We start from the raw sequence: 15,249 nt of genomic DNA on the forward strand, positions 1-15,249 counted from the left end.
GCCCATGAAATTGTCTCGAGTCCATTTCCGCATCGTGGGCGTCGTCCTGGCGCTGTCCATGCTGGGCAGCTGCGGCGGTGGCGGCGGCAGCGGCATCGCGTTGCCGCTCGCAACGTCTGCGCAACCCGTGCCCGACGAGATCACGCGGATCTTCCAGAAACCGGCCTACCGCCATGCACTCTGGGCCTTGCGCGTGATCGACGCCGACAGCGGCCGCGTCATCCACGACTACAACTCGGGGCGGCCCATCCTGATCGGTTCGGTGCGCAAGCTCTTCTCGGTCGCCCTCGCACTCGAAACGCTGGGGCCAGGCCACGTGTTTCGCACGCCGGTCTACAGCCGCGGCAGCGTCGACGCCGCCGGCGTGCTCCACGGCGACCTGATCATGGTCGCGAGCGGCGACCTCGCGATGGGCGGGCGCACCAACCCGGACGGCAGCTTCGCCATCAGCAACCAGGACCACAACGAGGCGAATGCGCTGGGCAACGCGACGCTCACCGCGCCCAACCCGCTCGCCGGCTTCGACCAGCTCGCCGCGCAGGTCGCGGCCTCGGGGATCGAGCAGGTCACGGGCGAGGTGATCATCGACGACCGCCTGTTCGAGCACTTCAACTTCCGGGACGAATTCAAGGTCAGCCCGATGTTCGTCAATGACGACGTGGTCGACGTCATCGTCGACAAGCAGGCCGGGCTCGACTGGCGGCCGAAGTCGGCCGCGTTCGGCGTCCAGTCCAGCCTGGCCGTCGGTGCGGCGGGCAGCGCGCTCGACCTCCGACTCGACCCCGAACTGCCGTCGTGCATCGGGGCCGCGTCATGCACCGGCCGTGTGGCCGGCACGCTGCCGGCCGACTTCGTCCCGCCGCTCACGGGCAGTTTTCCGCTGATCCGCACCTTCCGCATCACGCAGCCGTCGACCTACGCGCGCACCGTGTTCATCGAAGCCCTGTCGCGCGCGGGCGTCGGCGTCGCCGCCGCCGCCGTCGCGCCGAATCCCGTGCAGGCGCTGCCGGCGCGCGATGCCTACGCCGGCGCGCGCCGCGTCGCGGAACTGGTTTCCCATCCCTACAAGGACTTCGCCAGGCACATCCTGAAGGTCAGCTACAACCTCGGCGCCGACATGAGCCTGATGCTGTTCGGCCTGGCCCAGGGCGCCACCACGCTCGCCGCGTCGCAGGTGGCCGAATCGGCCACGCTGGCGACGCAGTTCGGCATCCCGGCCGACGCCCTGCATTTCGTCGACGGCAGCGGCGGCGGCTACACCACCGCCACCAACGAGGCCGTCACCACCTTGCTGGCACGCATGCGGCAGCGGCCCAGTTTCCCGGAGTTCCTCGATGCCAACCCGCGGCTGGGCATCGACGGCTCGCTGTCGTTCGTGACCGACTTCGAAAACGATCCCACGCTCGCCGGCGCCAAGGGCCAGGTGCATGCCAAGACAGGCACCTTCGTCGACGGCTCTGCGCAAGGGCCCGTCCTCAAGGCGCAATCGCTCGCCGGCTACATCGACACGAAGAGTGGACGGCGCCTGGCCTTCACGCTGGCCGTCAACGACGTCGGCGTGATCTCGGGCGTCGACGAGATCCTGCCGGTCTTCCAGGATGTCGGGACCATTTCCGCGTTGCTCTGGAAGCTCCACTGACGGCTGCCCGCCGGCCCCTCACAATGCGCTTGCCTTTTTGAACCAGCGCGTCCACAGTGTTTTGAATATCCCGTGGCCTTGAGCCGGACCAGGCCCACCCGAACGAAGGCCGGCAAGGAGACAAGCATGGAGATCGATGCAACCGAGGCCGGGCGCAGAGTCGAGCGCCTGGACGAGGTGGTTCAACTGATCCGCACCAAGGTCGCGGGCGATCCTGCGGAACTGCTGGCCGCCTTCGCCCGGCAGTATTTCGGCCAGGTCGACCCGGAAGACCTGGATGAACGCCAGGTGGCGGACCTCTATGGCGCCGCACTGTCGCATTGGAACTTTGCACGCAAGCGCGAGCCGGGGCGGGCACGGCTTCGCGTGATCAACCCGACGATCGCGGAGCACGGCTGGCAGTCGACCCACACCCTGATCGAGATCGTCAACGACGACATGCCGTTTCTCGTCGACTCGGTGACGATGGAAGTCAACCGCCATGGACTCACGCTGCACCTGATCATCCATCCCCTGGTGGCCGTGAGGCGCGATGGCGACGGCATCCTTCAGGGCCTGGCGGCGGATCCTTCAGCGCCCGACGCCTGCCGCGAGTCCTTCATCCACGTCGAGGTGGATCGCGTGGCGGACGCGAGCCGCCTCGAGGCGCTGGCGGCCGACCTGACGCGCGTGCTCGGCGACGTGCGGCTGGCGGTGACGGACTGGCAACAGATGCAGGAGCGCGTGCTGGCGATCGCGCAAGGCCTCGAAGAACGCGCGCCGCCGATCCCGCCGCAGGAACTCGCCGAGGGATTGGCCTTCCTGCGTTGGCTGACCGACGATCACTTCACCTTCCTGGGCCACCGCAGCCACGAGCTGGAGACCGTCGAAGGCGAGGACGCGCTCCGGATCGTGCCGGAATCGAGCATGGGCATCCTGCGTGAGGCCGCCAAGGACGTCGCGGCCGCCTTCGCCGCGCTGCCGCCCGAGGTGCGCGCCCACGCGCGCCGGCCGGAACTGCTGGTGGTCACCAAGTCGACCTCTCGCTCCACCGTGCACCGGCCCGGCTACCTGGACTACATCGGCATCAAGCGCTTCGACGCCGAGGGTCGTGTGTGCGGCGAGGACCGCTTCCTCGGCCTCTTCACCTCCACGGCCTACAGCGCCAACCCGAGCGAGATTCCGCTGCTGCGCCGGAAGGTGGCCGACGTGGTCGGGCGCGCCGGCCTGGCGAGCGGCAGCCACTCCGGCAAGGCGCTCGCCAACATCCTCGAGACCTATCCGCGCGACGAGCTGTTCCAGACCAATGCCGACGAGCTGCTGCACACGGCCATGGGCATCCTCCACCTGGGCGAACGCCAGCGCTTTCGCCTGTTCGTGCGGCGCGACCCGTTCGAGCGTTTCGTCGCGTGCATGATCTACGCGCCGCGCGAGAACTACACGACCGAGCTGCGCCAGAAGTGGCAAACGATCCTCATGCAGGCCTTCAACGGCACCACTTCGGAGTTCAACGTGCACCTCTCGGAGTCGGTGCTGGCACGCATCCAGTTCGTGGTGCGCACCAAGCCCGGCAGCATCCCGGCCTTCGATGTGCGCGAACTCGAGCAGCGCCTGACCGCCGCGGCCCGGCGCTGGGACGACGACTTGAAGTCCGCACTGACCGAGGCGACCGGCGAAGCACGCGGAAGCGTTCTCCTGCGCCGGTTCGGCGGCGCCTTCCCGGCCGGCTACCGCGACGAGTTCGCGGCGCGGGCCGCGGTGCACGACATCGAGCTGATGGAGCGCTTGACCGATGCGCAACCGCTCGGCATGAACCTCTACCGGCCGCTGGAAGCGCCGCCCGGCACCTTGCGCTTCAAGGTGCTGCAGCGCGGCGGGCCGCTGGTCCTGTCGGCCAGCCTGCCGATGCTCGAACACCTGGGAATGAAGGTGCTCGACGAGCACCCGCACCGGCTCGCGCCGGAGGGCGGGGCGCCGATCTGGATCCACGACTTCGGATTGCAGAGCGTGCTCGGCGCCGCCGACGCCGACGCCGAGGTCGATGCGTTGCGGCCGGTGTTCGAGGAGGCCTTCGGTGCCGTGTCTTCCGGTGCGGTCGAGAACGACGACTTCAACCGCCTGGTGCTCGCAGCGCGCCTGCCGGCGCACGAGATCGTCGTGTTGCGCGCCTACGCGAAGTACATGCGGCAGATCGGCTTCGCGCTGTCGCAGTCGTTCATCGAGGGCACGCTCGCGGCGAACGGGCGAATTGCACGCGCGCTGGTCGAGCTGTTCAAGCTGCGCTTCGATCCCGCGCGGGCGGCCGGCGGCGAAGGCCCTGCGGGCGAGAAGGTGCGCGAGATCGAGACCGCGCTCGAGGACGTGGCCAATCTGTCGGAAGACCGGGTGCTGCGCCAATACCTCGCGCTGATCCTGGCCACCACGCGGACCAACTTCTGGCGCCGCGACGCGGCGGACCGGCGGCGCGGCTTCCTGTCGTTCAAGTTCGATTCGGCCAAGGTGCCGGACCTGCCGGCGCCGAAGCCGATGTTCGAGATCTTCGTCTATTCGACGCGCTTCGAAGGCGTGCATCTGCGCGGCGGCCGCGTGGCGCGCGGCGGGCTGCGCTGGTCCGATCGGCCGGAAGACTTCCGCACCGAGGTCCTGGGCCTCGTGAAGGCGCAGATGGTCAAGAACACCGTGATCGTGCCGGTCGGCTCCAAGGGCGGCTTCGTGCTCAAGCAGGCCCCTGCGCCGAGCGATCGCGACGCCTACCTGCGCGAAGGCGTGGCCTGCTACCAGGACTACCTGCGCGGACTGCTCGACATCACGGACAACCGCGTCGCCGGGGCGATCGAGCCGCCACAGAATGTCAGGCGCCATGACGACGACGACCCGTACCTGGTGGTCGCCGCCGACAAGGGCACGGCCACGTTCAGCGACTACGCCAACGGCATCAGCAAGGAATACGGCTTCTGGCTCGGCGACGCCTTCGCCTCCGGCGGCTCGGTGGGTTACGACCACAAGGCCATGGGGATCACCGCGCGCGGCGCCTGGGAATCGGTGAAGCGGCACTTCCGCGAGATGGGCATCGATACCCAGACGACCGAGTTCATGGTCGCCGGCATCGGCGACATGTCGGGCGACGTGTTCGGCAACGGCATGCTGCTGTCGGAGCACATCCGGCTCGTGGCGGCCTTCGACCACCGCCACATCTTTCTCGACCCGAGCCCCGACGTGGCCAGGAGCTTCGCCGAGCGCGAGCGTCTGTTCAAGCTGCCGCGTTCGTCCTGGGCCGACTACGATGCGGCGCTGATCTCCGAGGGCGGCGGGATCCATGCGCGCAGCGCCAAGTCGATTCCGCTCACGCCCCAGGTCAGGCAGATGCTGGGGCTCGCAGCCGAGGCGCTCACGCCGACCGAGCTGGTCAACGCCATCCTCAAGGCCCCGGTCGACCTGATCTACAACGGCGGCATCGGCACCTACGTGAAGGCGTCGAGCGAGAGCCACGCGCAGGTGGGCGACCGCGCCAACGACGCCCTGCGCGTGAACGGCAGGGAGCTGCGCTGCAAGGTGCTCGCGGAAGGCGGCAACCTCGGCTGCACGCAACTGGGCCGGATCGAGTTCGCGCTGGCGGGCGGGCGCATCAACACCGACGCGATCGACAACTCGGCCGGAGTGGACACCTCCGATCACGAGGTCAACATCAAGATCCTGGTCGGCCTGCCCATCGCCGAAGGCGAGCTCACCGAGAAGCAGCGCAACGCGCTGTTGCCGGAGATGACCGACGACGTGGCCGCGCTGGTGCTGCGCGACAACATCTTCCAGACGCAGGTGCTGTCCGTCACCGGGCGCATCGCGCCGCAGTTGCTCGATGCGCAGACCCGCTTCATGCAGTTCCTCGAGAAAGCCGGGCGCCTGAACCGCGCCATCGAGTACCTGCCGTCCGACGAAGAGCTGGCCGAGCGGCGCGCCCAGGGCCAGGGACTGACCAGTCCCGAGCGCGCCGTCGTGCTCGCCTACAGCAAGATCTGGCTCTACGACGACCTGCTGGCCTCGCCGCTGCCGGACGACGCCTGGGTCGCGACTGCGCTCGAGCGCTACTTCCCGACCCTGCTGAAAGACCGGTTCTCGGCCTACATGCCCAAGCATCCGCTGCGGCGCGAGATCATCGCCACCCACGTGACCAACAGCATGATCAACCGCGTGGGCAGCACCTTCGTGCATCGCCTGGTCGAGACCACCGGCGCCCGCGCGTTCGAGGTCGTGCGCGCCTACCTGATGAGCCGCGAGATCTTCGGCATGGTGCCGCTGTGGCTGTCCATCGAGGCGCTCGACAACCGCGTCGACGACGCCGTGCAGTCGAACCTGCTCATCGACACCAGCCGGCAACTGGAACGCGGTACCAAGTGGTTCCTGCGCTCACGGCGCCTGAAGGAAGACATGGCGGCGACCATCGAGCACTTCATGCCGAATGTCGACGCGCTGTCTGCGCGGCTGACCGAACTGCTGGATGCCGATGAGCGCGCCCGCGTCGATGCGGCGGTCGCTCACTACGTGGCCGGCGGCGTGCCGCGCGAACTGGCCGAGCGCGTCGTCACCTTCGATTCGCTGTACGCCACGCTCGACATCGCCGAAATCGCCGGCAGTGCCAGGTGGCCGGTCGCCCTGGTCGCGGCGATCTACTTCGACCTTGCCAACCGGCTCGGCATGCCATGGCTGCGCGATCGGATCGCCGCATTGCCGGCCGACCAGCATTGGCAGATGCTCGCCAAGGGCGCGATGCTCGACGACCTGTCGGGCCTGCAAGGCTCGATCACCGCCGCGGTGCTTGGGGGGGGCGGCGAGGGCGAATCGCCGGCCGCCCGGGTCGAGTCGTGGCAGGCCGAGAATGGCCGGGCGCTCGAGCGTGCCGCGAAACTGATGGGGGAACTGCGCGCCGTGGCCGTGCCCGACGCGGCGATGCTGTCGGTCGCGCTGCGGGAATTGCGGGCCCTGGGTTAGCCGGCCGCAGTTGTCTCCCGTCTACGTTGGGGGCGGGGTTGTTCCCGCGAGGCAGCGCAACCGTGCCCCGGTGGTGGCAGCATCCTGACTGGCGCGGTCACCCGAGTTGACCGCACGGCTGCTTCGAATCTGATGGAGGCCCATCATGGCGAGACTGGTCATGCGTACGCGCAGCAAGCCCTATCCGGTGACTTTCGGCGACGAGACGAAGTACATCTGCGGCTGCGGCCTGTCGGCGACGCAGCCCTTCTGCGACGGCACCCACAAGAAGACGCGCGACGAGCCCGAGGGGACGCTGTGCTGGTACGACGCCGACGTCGGTCGAAACGAACTCGCGGATGCGTTCCCCAACATCCGCACGCCGAGCGAATAGATCGATCGCATCGATGGCCCTGTTCACCGCGCGCCGTGCAAGATTGACGCTGACGATCGAAGTCCGGGTGACGCGCTCAGGCCAGGCGGCGCCGCAGCCCGGCGACCTGACAGGCTCCGTCGCCGAGGTGGCGCCAGGTCAGGAAGGCATTGCGCTGCTGGCTGACCGGGTGATCCGGTGATCCGGTGATTGGGGAATAGCGGGCCTGGCCGGACAGCGCCATGGTCTCGGGCAGCGCAATCAGTGATTGACGTGTCACGGTCCGGTGCACGAAATCTAGACCAGATGCCCGCTCGCCAGCGCTGCGGCGGCAGAGCGCGTTTCCACGCCGAGCTTCTCGAAGATGTGTTCGAGGTGCTTGTTCACGGTACGGGGACTGGTGCCGAGGATCTCACCGATGTCGCGGTTGGTCTTCCCCTTGGCCAGCCATGACAGCACCTCGGTCTCTCGCGGCGTCAGTGCGGCCTCGGTCAGGCGCGACGACGCAGAGGGTCCTTCGCGATGCAGCGCCATCAGCAGCATGGTCTCGCCCAGGGCCGCAGCGCCGAGGTTGCGAATCGACAACTGCCGGCCGTCCGCGAGGCCCACGACCATCGTGCCGCCATCGGTCGGTACCGCTTCAAGCGCCGGCGGCAGGTGGCCAGGCTCGCCCGGCTCGCCGATCGCGCGCAGCCACGCCTCGGCCTGCGGCGACCGCCAGGCGAGGCGCCCATGCGCATCGACGAAGATCACGCCCATGCCGGCCACGTCGACCGCATCGCGCGCCATGCGGCTGATGCGCGCATTGCGTGCATGGGTATGCAGCCGCGCCAGGACTTCCTGAGCCCGGATCGGCTTCACCACGTAGTCGACGCCGCCACTGGCAAAGCCCTCGACCACGTCCTGCGTCTCGGACAGGCCGGTCATGAACAGCACCGGAATGTGCGCGAGCGCCGGGTCGGCCTTGATGCGTCGACAGGTCTCGAAGCCCGACAGACCAGGCATCATTCCGTCCAGCAGGATCGCGTCCGGCACCACGAATTCGAGCCGTTGCAGCGCCGATTCACCGTCGGCGGCGACGAGCACCGTGTAGCCGCTGGCCTCCAGCGTGTCGCACAACATGCCGAGGCTGCTCGGCGCGTCGTCGACGACCAGCACCACCGGCCGTTCGGACTCAAGGGATGGAGACATCGTTCTCCTCTGAAAGTGCGTGCTTGAAGTTGTCGAGTTCGAAGCGCGCCAGCATGCCGCGCAGATGGCTGCAGGTGGCGGCCAGTTCGGGGCGCCTTGCCGCGATGCGGTCGAGCGCCTGCTGTAGACCGCGCACGTGGCCCATCTGCACCAGGCGCATGAGTTCGAGCCGGTCGTCCTCCGGCAGGGCGAGCAGTTCGAGCGGTCCGGACTGCGCGGCCCGGGCACGGCTCGGCGCCTGGCCCTGCTGCAGCCATTCGAGGCCCAGATGGCGCTCGAGCGTGGTGATCAGCTCCGACTCGATCACCGGCTTGCCGATGAAGGCCTGGCATTCAGTGAGGCGCAGCCGCTCGGCCTGGTTCTCGAAGACATTGGCCGAGACGATGATGATCGGCAGCGCGAAGCCGGCCGAGCGCACCCGCAGCGCCGTCTCCCAGCCGTCCATGTCGTCCATGCTGAGATCGAGCAGGATGGCCGAGGGCACATGCTCGCGCAGGCTGTCGAGGCACTCGGTGCCGCTGGCCGCCTCGCGCACGTCGAAGCCCAGCGGCATCAGCATGCCGGCCAGCATCTGGCGCTGCACGGGTTGGTCGTCGACCACCAGCAGCGTGCGGCGCGGGCCGAAGTAGCCGGAGATCGCGCGCAGCGGCTCGGCCTGCGGGCCCGGGTCGGCGACCTCGTTCAGGTAGAGCCGCACGCTGAAGGTGCTGCCCTTGGCGGACGTCTCGGCCAGCCGCAGCTCGCCTCCCATCAACGAAGTGAGCAGGCCGGTGATGGTCAGGCCCAGGCCGGTTCCCGGGTCGCCCCCATGGCGCCGGCCGGCGGCGCCGCGCTCGAAGGGAAGGAAGATGCGCTGGTGGTCCTGCGGCGCGACGCCGATGCCGGTGTCGACGACATCGAAGCGCAGCACCTCGCGCCGCGCATCGACATGCAACGTGACCGTGCCGGCGTCGGTGAAGCGCACGCCGTTGCTCAGCAGGTTGATGAGGATCTGCCGCAGCCGCTTGCCATCGGCCTGCACCCAGGCCGGAACGCGTCCGCTCTCCGAATACACGAAGGCCAGGCCCTTGCTTTCGGCCTGCGGCCGGACCATTCGCACCACCTCGTCAAGGAACTCCGGCAGTGCGAGCGGCATCGGCTCGAGCTGCAGCCGCCCGGCCTCGATGCGCGCCAGGTCAAGCAGGCCGTCGATCAGGCCGAGCATGTGCTCGCCGCTCTTGTGGATGGTCTGCAGCGCCTCGCGCGGCGGCCGCGCCGGTGCTTCGTTCTTCAGCAGGATCTGCGAGTAGCCCATGATGCTGTTGAGCGGCGTGCGCAGTTCGTGCGCCATGCCGGCGACGTAGCGCGTCTTCGCCTGGTTGGCGGCTTCGGCGGCTTCCTTGGCGCTTTGCAGGGCTGCATCGGTGCGGCGATGGGCCTCGATCTCCAGCGTCAGCAGGTGGTTGTGGCGATTGGACTCCTCCTGCGCCATCTTGCGGCTCTCGCTGCCCAGCACGATCCACCACGCGGCGACCGCGGTCACCAGCGACAGCAGCGCGAACACCTTGAGGAAGGGCGCCTGCAGGAAGCGGTCCGCCGCATTCGGATCGAGCAGGCCTTCCTGCGCGTAGACGATGCCCATCACCGTGGCGAGCAGCGCCACCAGGGAGGTCGCGATCAGCAGGTAGTGGGCGACGCGGAAGTTGATGCGCAGCGCCAGCGCCGGCGGCAGCAGCGCCTTCAGCCAGCCGCTGATCTGCTCCGAGGCCCGGGAGCCGGTCTTGCAGGCATCGTGGCAACGCGATTCCAGCGTGCAGCACAGCGAGCAGATCGGCGCGCTGTAGGCCGGGCAGTGCGCCATGTCCTCCGACTCGAAGGTGTTGTCGCAGACCGCGCAGCGCACCAGTTGCCCCGGCGTCCAGTGGGTCAGGTCCTTGCGCGCCAGATAGTAGCGGCCCTTGGTGCGCCAGGCGAGCAGCGGCGACACCACCATCGCGGTCAGGAGCGCGACAAAGGGCGAGAAGGCTTCGGCCCAGGGTCCGAGCATCCCGGCGTAGGCGACGATCGCGATCGCGGCCGCGACCACCATCGACACCAGCCCGACCGGATTGATGTCGTAGAGATGCGCCCGCTTGAATTCGATCGAGCGCGGACTCCAGCCGAGCGGTTTGTTGATGACCAGGTCGGCCACCAGCGCGCCGACCCAGGCGATCGCGATGTTGCTGTAGAGGCCCAGCACCTTTTCCAGCGCGGTGAACACCCCCAGCGTCATCAGCAGGATCGCGATCAGCACGTTGAACACCAGCCAGACCACGCGGCCCGGATGGCTGTGCGTGAGGCGGGCGAAGAAGTTCGACCAGGCCAGCGAGCCGGCATAGGCATTGGTCAGGTTGATCTTGAGCTGCGAGACGACGACGAACAGCGTCGTGATGGCCAGCACCCAGGCCGGGTCCGAGAAGACATAGCCGAAACCGGCGAGGTACATGTGGGTGGGTTCGATCGCGTGCTCGGGCCGGATCTCGTGCTGCAACGCCAGGAAAGCCAGGAAGGCACCGCCCATCATCTTCAGCATGCCGGGCACGATCCAGCCCGGCCCGGCAACCAGCACCGCGGTCCACCAGCGGCGGCGGTTGGCCGCCGTCTTCTCCGGCAGGAAGCGCAGGTAGTCCACCTGCTCGCCGATCTGCACCACCAGGGAGAAGGCGACGGTGGCGCCGGCGCCGAACATCAACGGATCGAAGCTGTTGTTTCCGGAGATCCGGCCAATCAGCCCGGTGAAGTCGGAGAAGGCCTGCGGATTGCGCAGCAGCACCGCCGCATACGGCAGCACGAAGAGCATCAGCCAGATCGGCTGCGTCCACAGTTGCAGCGTCGAGATCATCGTGATGCCGCGCATCACCAGCGGGATGATGACGATCGACGACACCAGGTAGCAGGCTGCCAGCGGCCAGTCGAAGTACATCTGCAGCGCCAATGCGAGGATGGCGGCCTCCAGCGCGAAGAAGATGAAGGTGAAGCTGGCGTAGATGAGCGAGGTGAGCGTTGAGCCCAGGTAGCCAAAGCCCGCGCCGCGCGTGAGCAGGTCCATGTCGACGCCGTACTTGGCCGCGTAGTAGCAGATCGGCAGGCCGGTCAGGAACGTGACCAGCCCGACCACCAGGATCGCCCACAACGCATTCGAGAAACCGTAGCTCAGCGCGATGGCGCCGCCGATCGCTTCCAGCGCCAGGAAGGAGGTGGCACCGAAGGCGGTGTTGGCGACCCGGAATTCCGACCACTTGCGAAAGCTGCGCGGCGTATAGCGCAGCGCGTAGTCCTCGAGCGTCTCGTTGGCGACCCAGGTGTTGTAGTCGCGGCGGATGCGAAAGATCTTCTGACCGGTGACGGGCGGCATGTTCCATTCTTTCAGGAAGGGTGTTTGCCGATGTCTCTGCAAGAAGCGCTCCTTGTCCGTTCCGCGGATGAAGGAAACGGCCGCCCAGTCTCGCAGGCCGCGCGCCGCGGGCAGCTACGTTGATTGACGTATTCGGTTCGGGGCCCGCCCTTCCTAGAGTCCAGTCCATGGTGAAGCGATGCGCCGCACAGAGATGGTGCATGGCGTCACCGGTTTGTCTCTTTTTTTTTCAACCCAGCCTGGAGATTCCGCCATGTCCCGCGACCAAGAACCTTCGCTCGATTCGCCCGAGCGCATCGCAATGCGCCGCCGCCGACTGCTGCAGGGCGCCGCCGCGCTGCCGGCGCTGGGCCTGAGCGGCCTGAGCTTCGGCCAGCCGACCGCCTCGGTGAACACGACCAAGCTCGCGGTGACCGACACCGAGGTGACCGTCGGCCAGCTGCACTCGTCCACCGGCACGATGGCGATCAGCGAGACCGGCTCGATCCAGGCCGAGCAGCTCGCGATCGACCAGATCAACGCGATGGGCGGCATCCTCGGACGCAAGATCAAGGTCATCAAGGAAGACGGCGCCTCCGACTGGCCGACCTTCGCCGAGAAGGCCAAGAAGCTGCTCATCAACGACCATTGCGCGGCGGTCTTCGGCTGCTGGACCTCGGCCTCGCGCAAGGCGGTGCTGCCGGTGTTCGAGAAGGAGAACGGCCTGCTGTACTACCCGACCTTCTATGAAGGCCTGGAGCAGTCGCACAACGTGTTCTACACCGGACAGGAAGCCACCCAGCAGATCATCTACAGCCTGGACTGGGCCAAGAACGAGAAGAAGGCCAAGACCTACTTCCTGATCGGGTCCGACTACATCTGGCCGCGCACCTCGATGAAGATCGCGCGCAAGCACATCGAGAACTTCCAGAAGGGCAAGGTCGTCGGCGAGGAGTATTACCCGCTGGGCAGCACCAACTTCGGCTCGCTGATGAACAAGATCAAGCTGCAGAAGCCCGACTGCATCTTCGCCGCGGTGGTAGGCGGCTCCAACGTGGCCTTCTACAAGGCTCTGAAGGCGGCCGGCATCACCGGCGACAAGCAGCTGCTGGTGACGCTGGCGGTGACCGAGGACGAGATGACAGGCGTCGGCGGCGAGAACTTCGCCGGCTTCTATTCGTCGATGAAGTACTTCCAGAGCCTGGACAACGAAAACAACAAGAAATTCGTCGCCGCCTTCAAGGCCAAGTATGGCAAGGACGCGGTGATCGGCGACGTCACGCAGGCCGGCTACCTGGGCCCGTGGCTGTGGAAGGCAGCGGTCGAGAAGGCCAAGAGCTTCGACGTCGACAAGGTGGTCGCGGCGTCGCCCGGCATCGAACTCAAGATGGCGCCCGAGGGCTATGTGAAGCTCGACGAGAACCATCACCTGTGGAGCAAGTCGCGCATCGCCCAGGGCCAGCTCGACGGCAGCTTCAAGGTCGTATCGGAGTCGCCCGAGTTGATCAGGCCGGACCCGTTCCCCAAGGGCTACCAGTAAGCAGGCCAGCAGCAGCGTCGTTCGCCACCGGAGATCGTCCATGAGTTTCACCGACCTGATGAACATCGGCCTGATGCAGGGCTTCGCGGGACTGAGCCTGTTCGCGGTGCTGCTGCTGATGGGCCTGGGCCTGGCGCTCATCTTCGGCCAGATGGGCGTCATCAACATGGCCCATGGCGAGTTCATGACCATCGGCGCCTACACGATCTACCTCGGTTCGACGATCGTGGAGAAGAACGCGCCGACGCTGCTGCCGTACTACTTTCCGGTCGCGGTGCTGCTGGCCTTCTTCTTCGCCTTCGTCGCCGGCTGGCTGGTGGAGTGGGGGCTCATCCGGCACCTCTACAAGCGCCCGCTCGACACGCTGCTCGCGACCTGGGGCGTGAGCCTGGCGATGCAGCAGATGTTCCGCACCTTCATCGGTCCGAAAGAGGTAAGCCCGGTTCTGCCCGAGTGGCTGCTGGGCTCCTGGGCGCCGGCGCCGGGGCTGGACATACCGATCAACGGCATGTTCGTGCTGGTCCTGACCACGGTGGTCACCGTCGGCATGCTGATCGCCCTCAACAAGAGCCGCTGGGGGCTGCGGGTGCGCGCCACGGTGGCGAATCGCGTGATGGCGAATGCCACCGGCATCGACACCAAGCGCACCGACCGGCTCACTTTCGCGATCGGCTGCGGCGTGGCCGGCGTGGCCGGCGCTGCCTTCACGACCATCGGCTCGACCGGTCCGACCTCCGGCCAGCTCTACATCGTCGACTCCTTCCTGGTCGTCACCTTCGGCGGCGCGGCCAGCCTGCTCGGCACTGTGGTGTCGGCTTTCGGCATCGCGCAGACGCAGTCGGTGACCGAGTTCTTCATGGCCGGCTCGATGGCCAAGGTGCTCACCCTGTCGCTGATCGTCCTGATCCTGATGATGCGGCCGCAGGGCCTGTTCGCCAGCAAGGTGCGGCGTTGATGCATTCGCTGAAGAAGCCACGAAACAACCTGCCACGGAGTTTCCAATGATTGCCCTGCAAGCCTGGATCAGGCGCTACCAGCTCGCCAGCGTGCTGCTTCTCACGGTGCTGCTCGCGGTCGTGCTGCCGCTGACGCTCGACATCTTCCGCCTCAACCTGATCGGCAAGTACCTGACCTATGCCTTCGTCGCCGTCGGCCTGGTGATGGTCTGGGGCTACGGCGGCGTGCTGAGCCTGGGGCAGGGCATCTTCTTCGGACTCGGCGGCTATGCGATGGCGATGTTCCTCAAACTGGAAGCCTCCGATCCGGTCACGACCAGGATCCAGTCGACGCCCGGGATTCCGGACTTCATGGACTGGAACCAGCTGACCGAGCTGCCGTGGCTGTGGGTGCCTTTCAAGTACCTGCCGTTCGCTCTCTTCGCGGTGGTGGCGGTGCCGACGCTGCTGGCCTGGATCATCAGCTTCGCGATGTTCAAGCGGCGCGTGGGCGGCGTCTATTTCGCGATCATCACGCAGGCGGTGGCGCTGATCCTCACGGTGCTGATCATCGGCCAGCAGGGGTACACCGGCGGCGTCAACGGCATGACCGACCTGAAGACGCTGGCTGGCTGGGACACCCGCACCGACAGCGCCAAGTACCTCCTCTATTACATCTGCGTGGCGTTGCTGATCGGCAGCATCTTCCTTTGCCGCTGGATCCAGATCGGCAAGGCCGGGACGCTCCTGCTCGCCATGCGCGACAAGGAAGACCGGGTGCGCTTCTCGGGCTACGACGTGGCCAATTTCAAGGTCTTCGTCTTCTGCCTCGCGGCTGCGCTCTCCGGCATCGGCGGCGCGCTCTTTTCGCTGCAGGTGGGCTTCATGTCGCCGAGCTTCGTGGGCATCGTGCCCTCGGTCGAGATGGTCATCTTCGCGGCGGTCGGGGGACGCATGAGCCTGGTCGGCGCGGTGTACGGCACGCTGCTGGTGAACGCCGGGAAGACCTATTTCTCGGAGAGCTTTCCCGACCTGTGGCTGTTCCTGATGGCCGCGCTCTTCATTGGCGTGACGATGGCCTTTCCGATGGGGTTGGCCGGCGTCTGGGAAGAGCATGTGGTGCCCCGGTGGAAGCGGCACATGGCCGCCCGCAAGGGCCAGGCGCCGGCCGCGACACCCGAGGCGGAGCTCCCCGTCGTCAAGGCGATGCCCCAGGCCGCCGAGGAGCCATCCCTGCCCGATGGCGTGAGCAGCCAGCGCGCCTGACCGGAAAGCACC

Annotated in this window: 9 protein-coding genes; 7 read left to right on the plus strand and 2 right to left on the minus strand. The window is 67.2% G+C overall.

Annotation, left to right across the window (positions count from 1 at the left end; all coding sequences use genetic code 11):
• The first annotated feature begins 4 nt into the window (after positions 1-4).
• The 4 genes from AC1DYK_RS09360 (at position 5) to AC1DYK_RS09375 (ending at position 7,155) form a co-directional block, all read left to right on the plus strand.
• Positions 5-1,639, plus strand: coding sequence for a D-alanyl-D-alanine carboxypeptidase/D-alanyl-D-alanine-endopeptidase (locus AC1DYK_RS09360; protein WP_478166027.1), 1,635 nt, complete (start codon positions 5-7; stop codon positions 1,637-1,639).
• Positions 1,640-1,765: 126 nt separating this feature from the next.
• Positions 1,766-6,601 carry an NAD-glutamate dehydrogenase gene (locus AC1DYK_RS09365; protein ID WP_478166028.1) on the plus strand — a complete coding sequence of 1,612 codons (4,836 nt, stop codon included), beginning with the start codon at positions 1,766-1,768 and terminating at the stop codon, positions 6,599-6,601.
• Positions 6,602-6,746: 145 nt separating this feature from the next.
• Positions 6,747-6,974, plus strand: coding sequence for a CDGSH iron-sulfur domain-containing protein (locus AC1DYK_RS09370; RefSeq protein WP_478085948.1), 228 nt, complete (start codon positions 6,747-6,749; stop codon positions 6,972-6,974).
• 13 nt (positions 6,975-6,987) lie between these two features.
• Positions 6,988-7,155, plus strand: a complete 168-nt coding sequence (locus tag AC1DYK_RS09375) for a hypothetical protein (protein ID WP_478166029.1) — start codon at positions 6,988-6,990, stop codon at positions 7,153-7,155.
• A gap of 95 nt (positions 7,156-7,250) precedes the next feature.
• Here the strand turns inward: AC1DYK_RS09375 and AC1DYK_RS09380 are convergent, their stop codons facing one another.
• Positions 7,251-8,144 carry a response regulator gene (locus AC1DYK_RS09380; protein ID WP_478166030.1) on the minus strand — a complete coding sequence of 298 codons (894 nt, stop codon included), beginning with the start codon at positions 8,142-8,144 and terminating at the stop codon, positions 7,251-7,253.
• Positions 8,128-11,517, minus strand: a complete 3,390-nt coding sequence (locus AC1DYK_RS09385) for a hybrid sensor histidine kinase/response regulator (RefSeq protein WP_478166031.1) — start codon at positions 11,515-11,517, stop codon at positions 8,128-8,130. The genes AC1DYK_RS09380 and AC1DYK_RS09385 overlap by 17 nt, the downstream gene beginning before the upstream one ends.
• A gap of 253 nt (positions 11,518-11,770) precedes the next feature.
• On the opposite strand from AC1DYK_RS09385, the gene urtA reads away from it, so the two are divergent.
• Genes urtA through urtC form a run of 3 tightly spaced genes read left to right on the plus strand, consistent with a single transcriptional unit; the run spans position 11,771 to position 15,237 of the window.
• A complete protein-coding gene (urtA, locus tag AC1DYK_RS09390) occupies positions 11,771-13,036 on the plus strand; it encodes an urea ABC transporter substrate-binding protein (protein ID WP_478166032.1) in 1,266 nt (421 codons plus the stop codon).
• Positions 13,037-13,076: 40 nt separating this feature from the next.
• Complete coding sequence (gene urtB / locus AC1DYK_RS09395) at positions 13,077-13,991, plus strand: urea ABC transporter permease subunit UrtB (RefSeq protein WP_478085940.1); 915 nt, start codon at positions 13,077-13,079, stop codon at positions 13,989-13,991.
• A 46-nt stretch (positions 13,992-14,037) separates the two neighbouring features.
• Entirely contained in the window at positions 14,038-15,237 is a 1,200-nt protein-coding gene (gene urtC / locus AC1DYK_RS09400; protein WP_478166033.1) for an urea ABC transporter permease subunit UrtC, read from the plus strand.
• The last annotated feature ends 12 nt before the right edge of the window (positions 15,238-15,249 follow it).

Source organism: Variovorax sp. P2_H12 (assembly GCF_056403395.1).

Excerpts from the sequence above, each read along its gene's own strand:
- AC1DYK_RS09360 (WP_478166027.1), top strand. The coding sequence starts at position 5 with ATGAAATTGTCTCGAGTCCATTTCCGCATCGTGGGCGTCGTCCTGGCG.
- AC1DYK_RS09365 (WP_478166028.1), top strand. The coding sequence starts at position 1,766 with ATGGAGATCGATGCAACCGAGGCCGGGCGCAGAGTCGAGCGCCTGGAC.
- AC1DYK_RS09370 (WP_478085948.1), top strand. The coding sequence starts at position 6,747 with ATGGCGAGACTGGTCATGCGTACGCGCAGCAAGCCCTATCCGGTGACT.
- AC1DYK_RS09375 (WP_478166029.1), top strand. The coding sequence starts at position 6,988 with ATGGCCCTGTTCACCGCGCGCCGTGCAAGATTGACGCTGACGATCGAA.
- AC1DYK_RS09380 (WP_478166030.1), bottom strand. The coding sequence starts at position 8,144 with ATGTCTCCATCCCTTGAGTCCGAACGGCCGGTGGTGCTGGTCGTCGAC.
- AC1DYK_RS09385 (WP_478166031.1), bottom strand. The coding sequence starts at position 11,517 with ATGCCGCCCGTCACCGGTCAGAAGATCTTTCGCATCCGCCGCGACTAC.
- urtA (WP_478166032.1), top strand. The coding sequence starts at position 11,771 with ATGTCCCGCGACCAAGAACCTTCGCTCGATTCGCCCGAGCGCATCGCA.
- urtB (WP_478085940.1), top strand. The coding sequence starts at position 13,077 with ATGAGTTTCACCGACCTGATGAACATCGGCCTGATGCAGGGCTTCGCG.
- urtC (WP_478166033.1), top strand. The coding sequence starts at position 14,038 with ATGATTGCCCTGCAAGCCTGGATCAGGCGCTACCAGCTCGCCAGCGTG.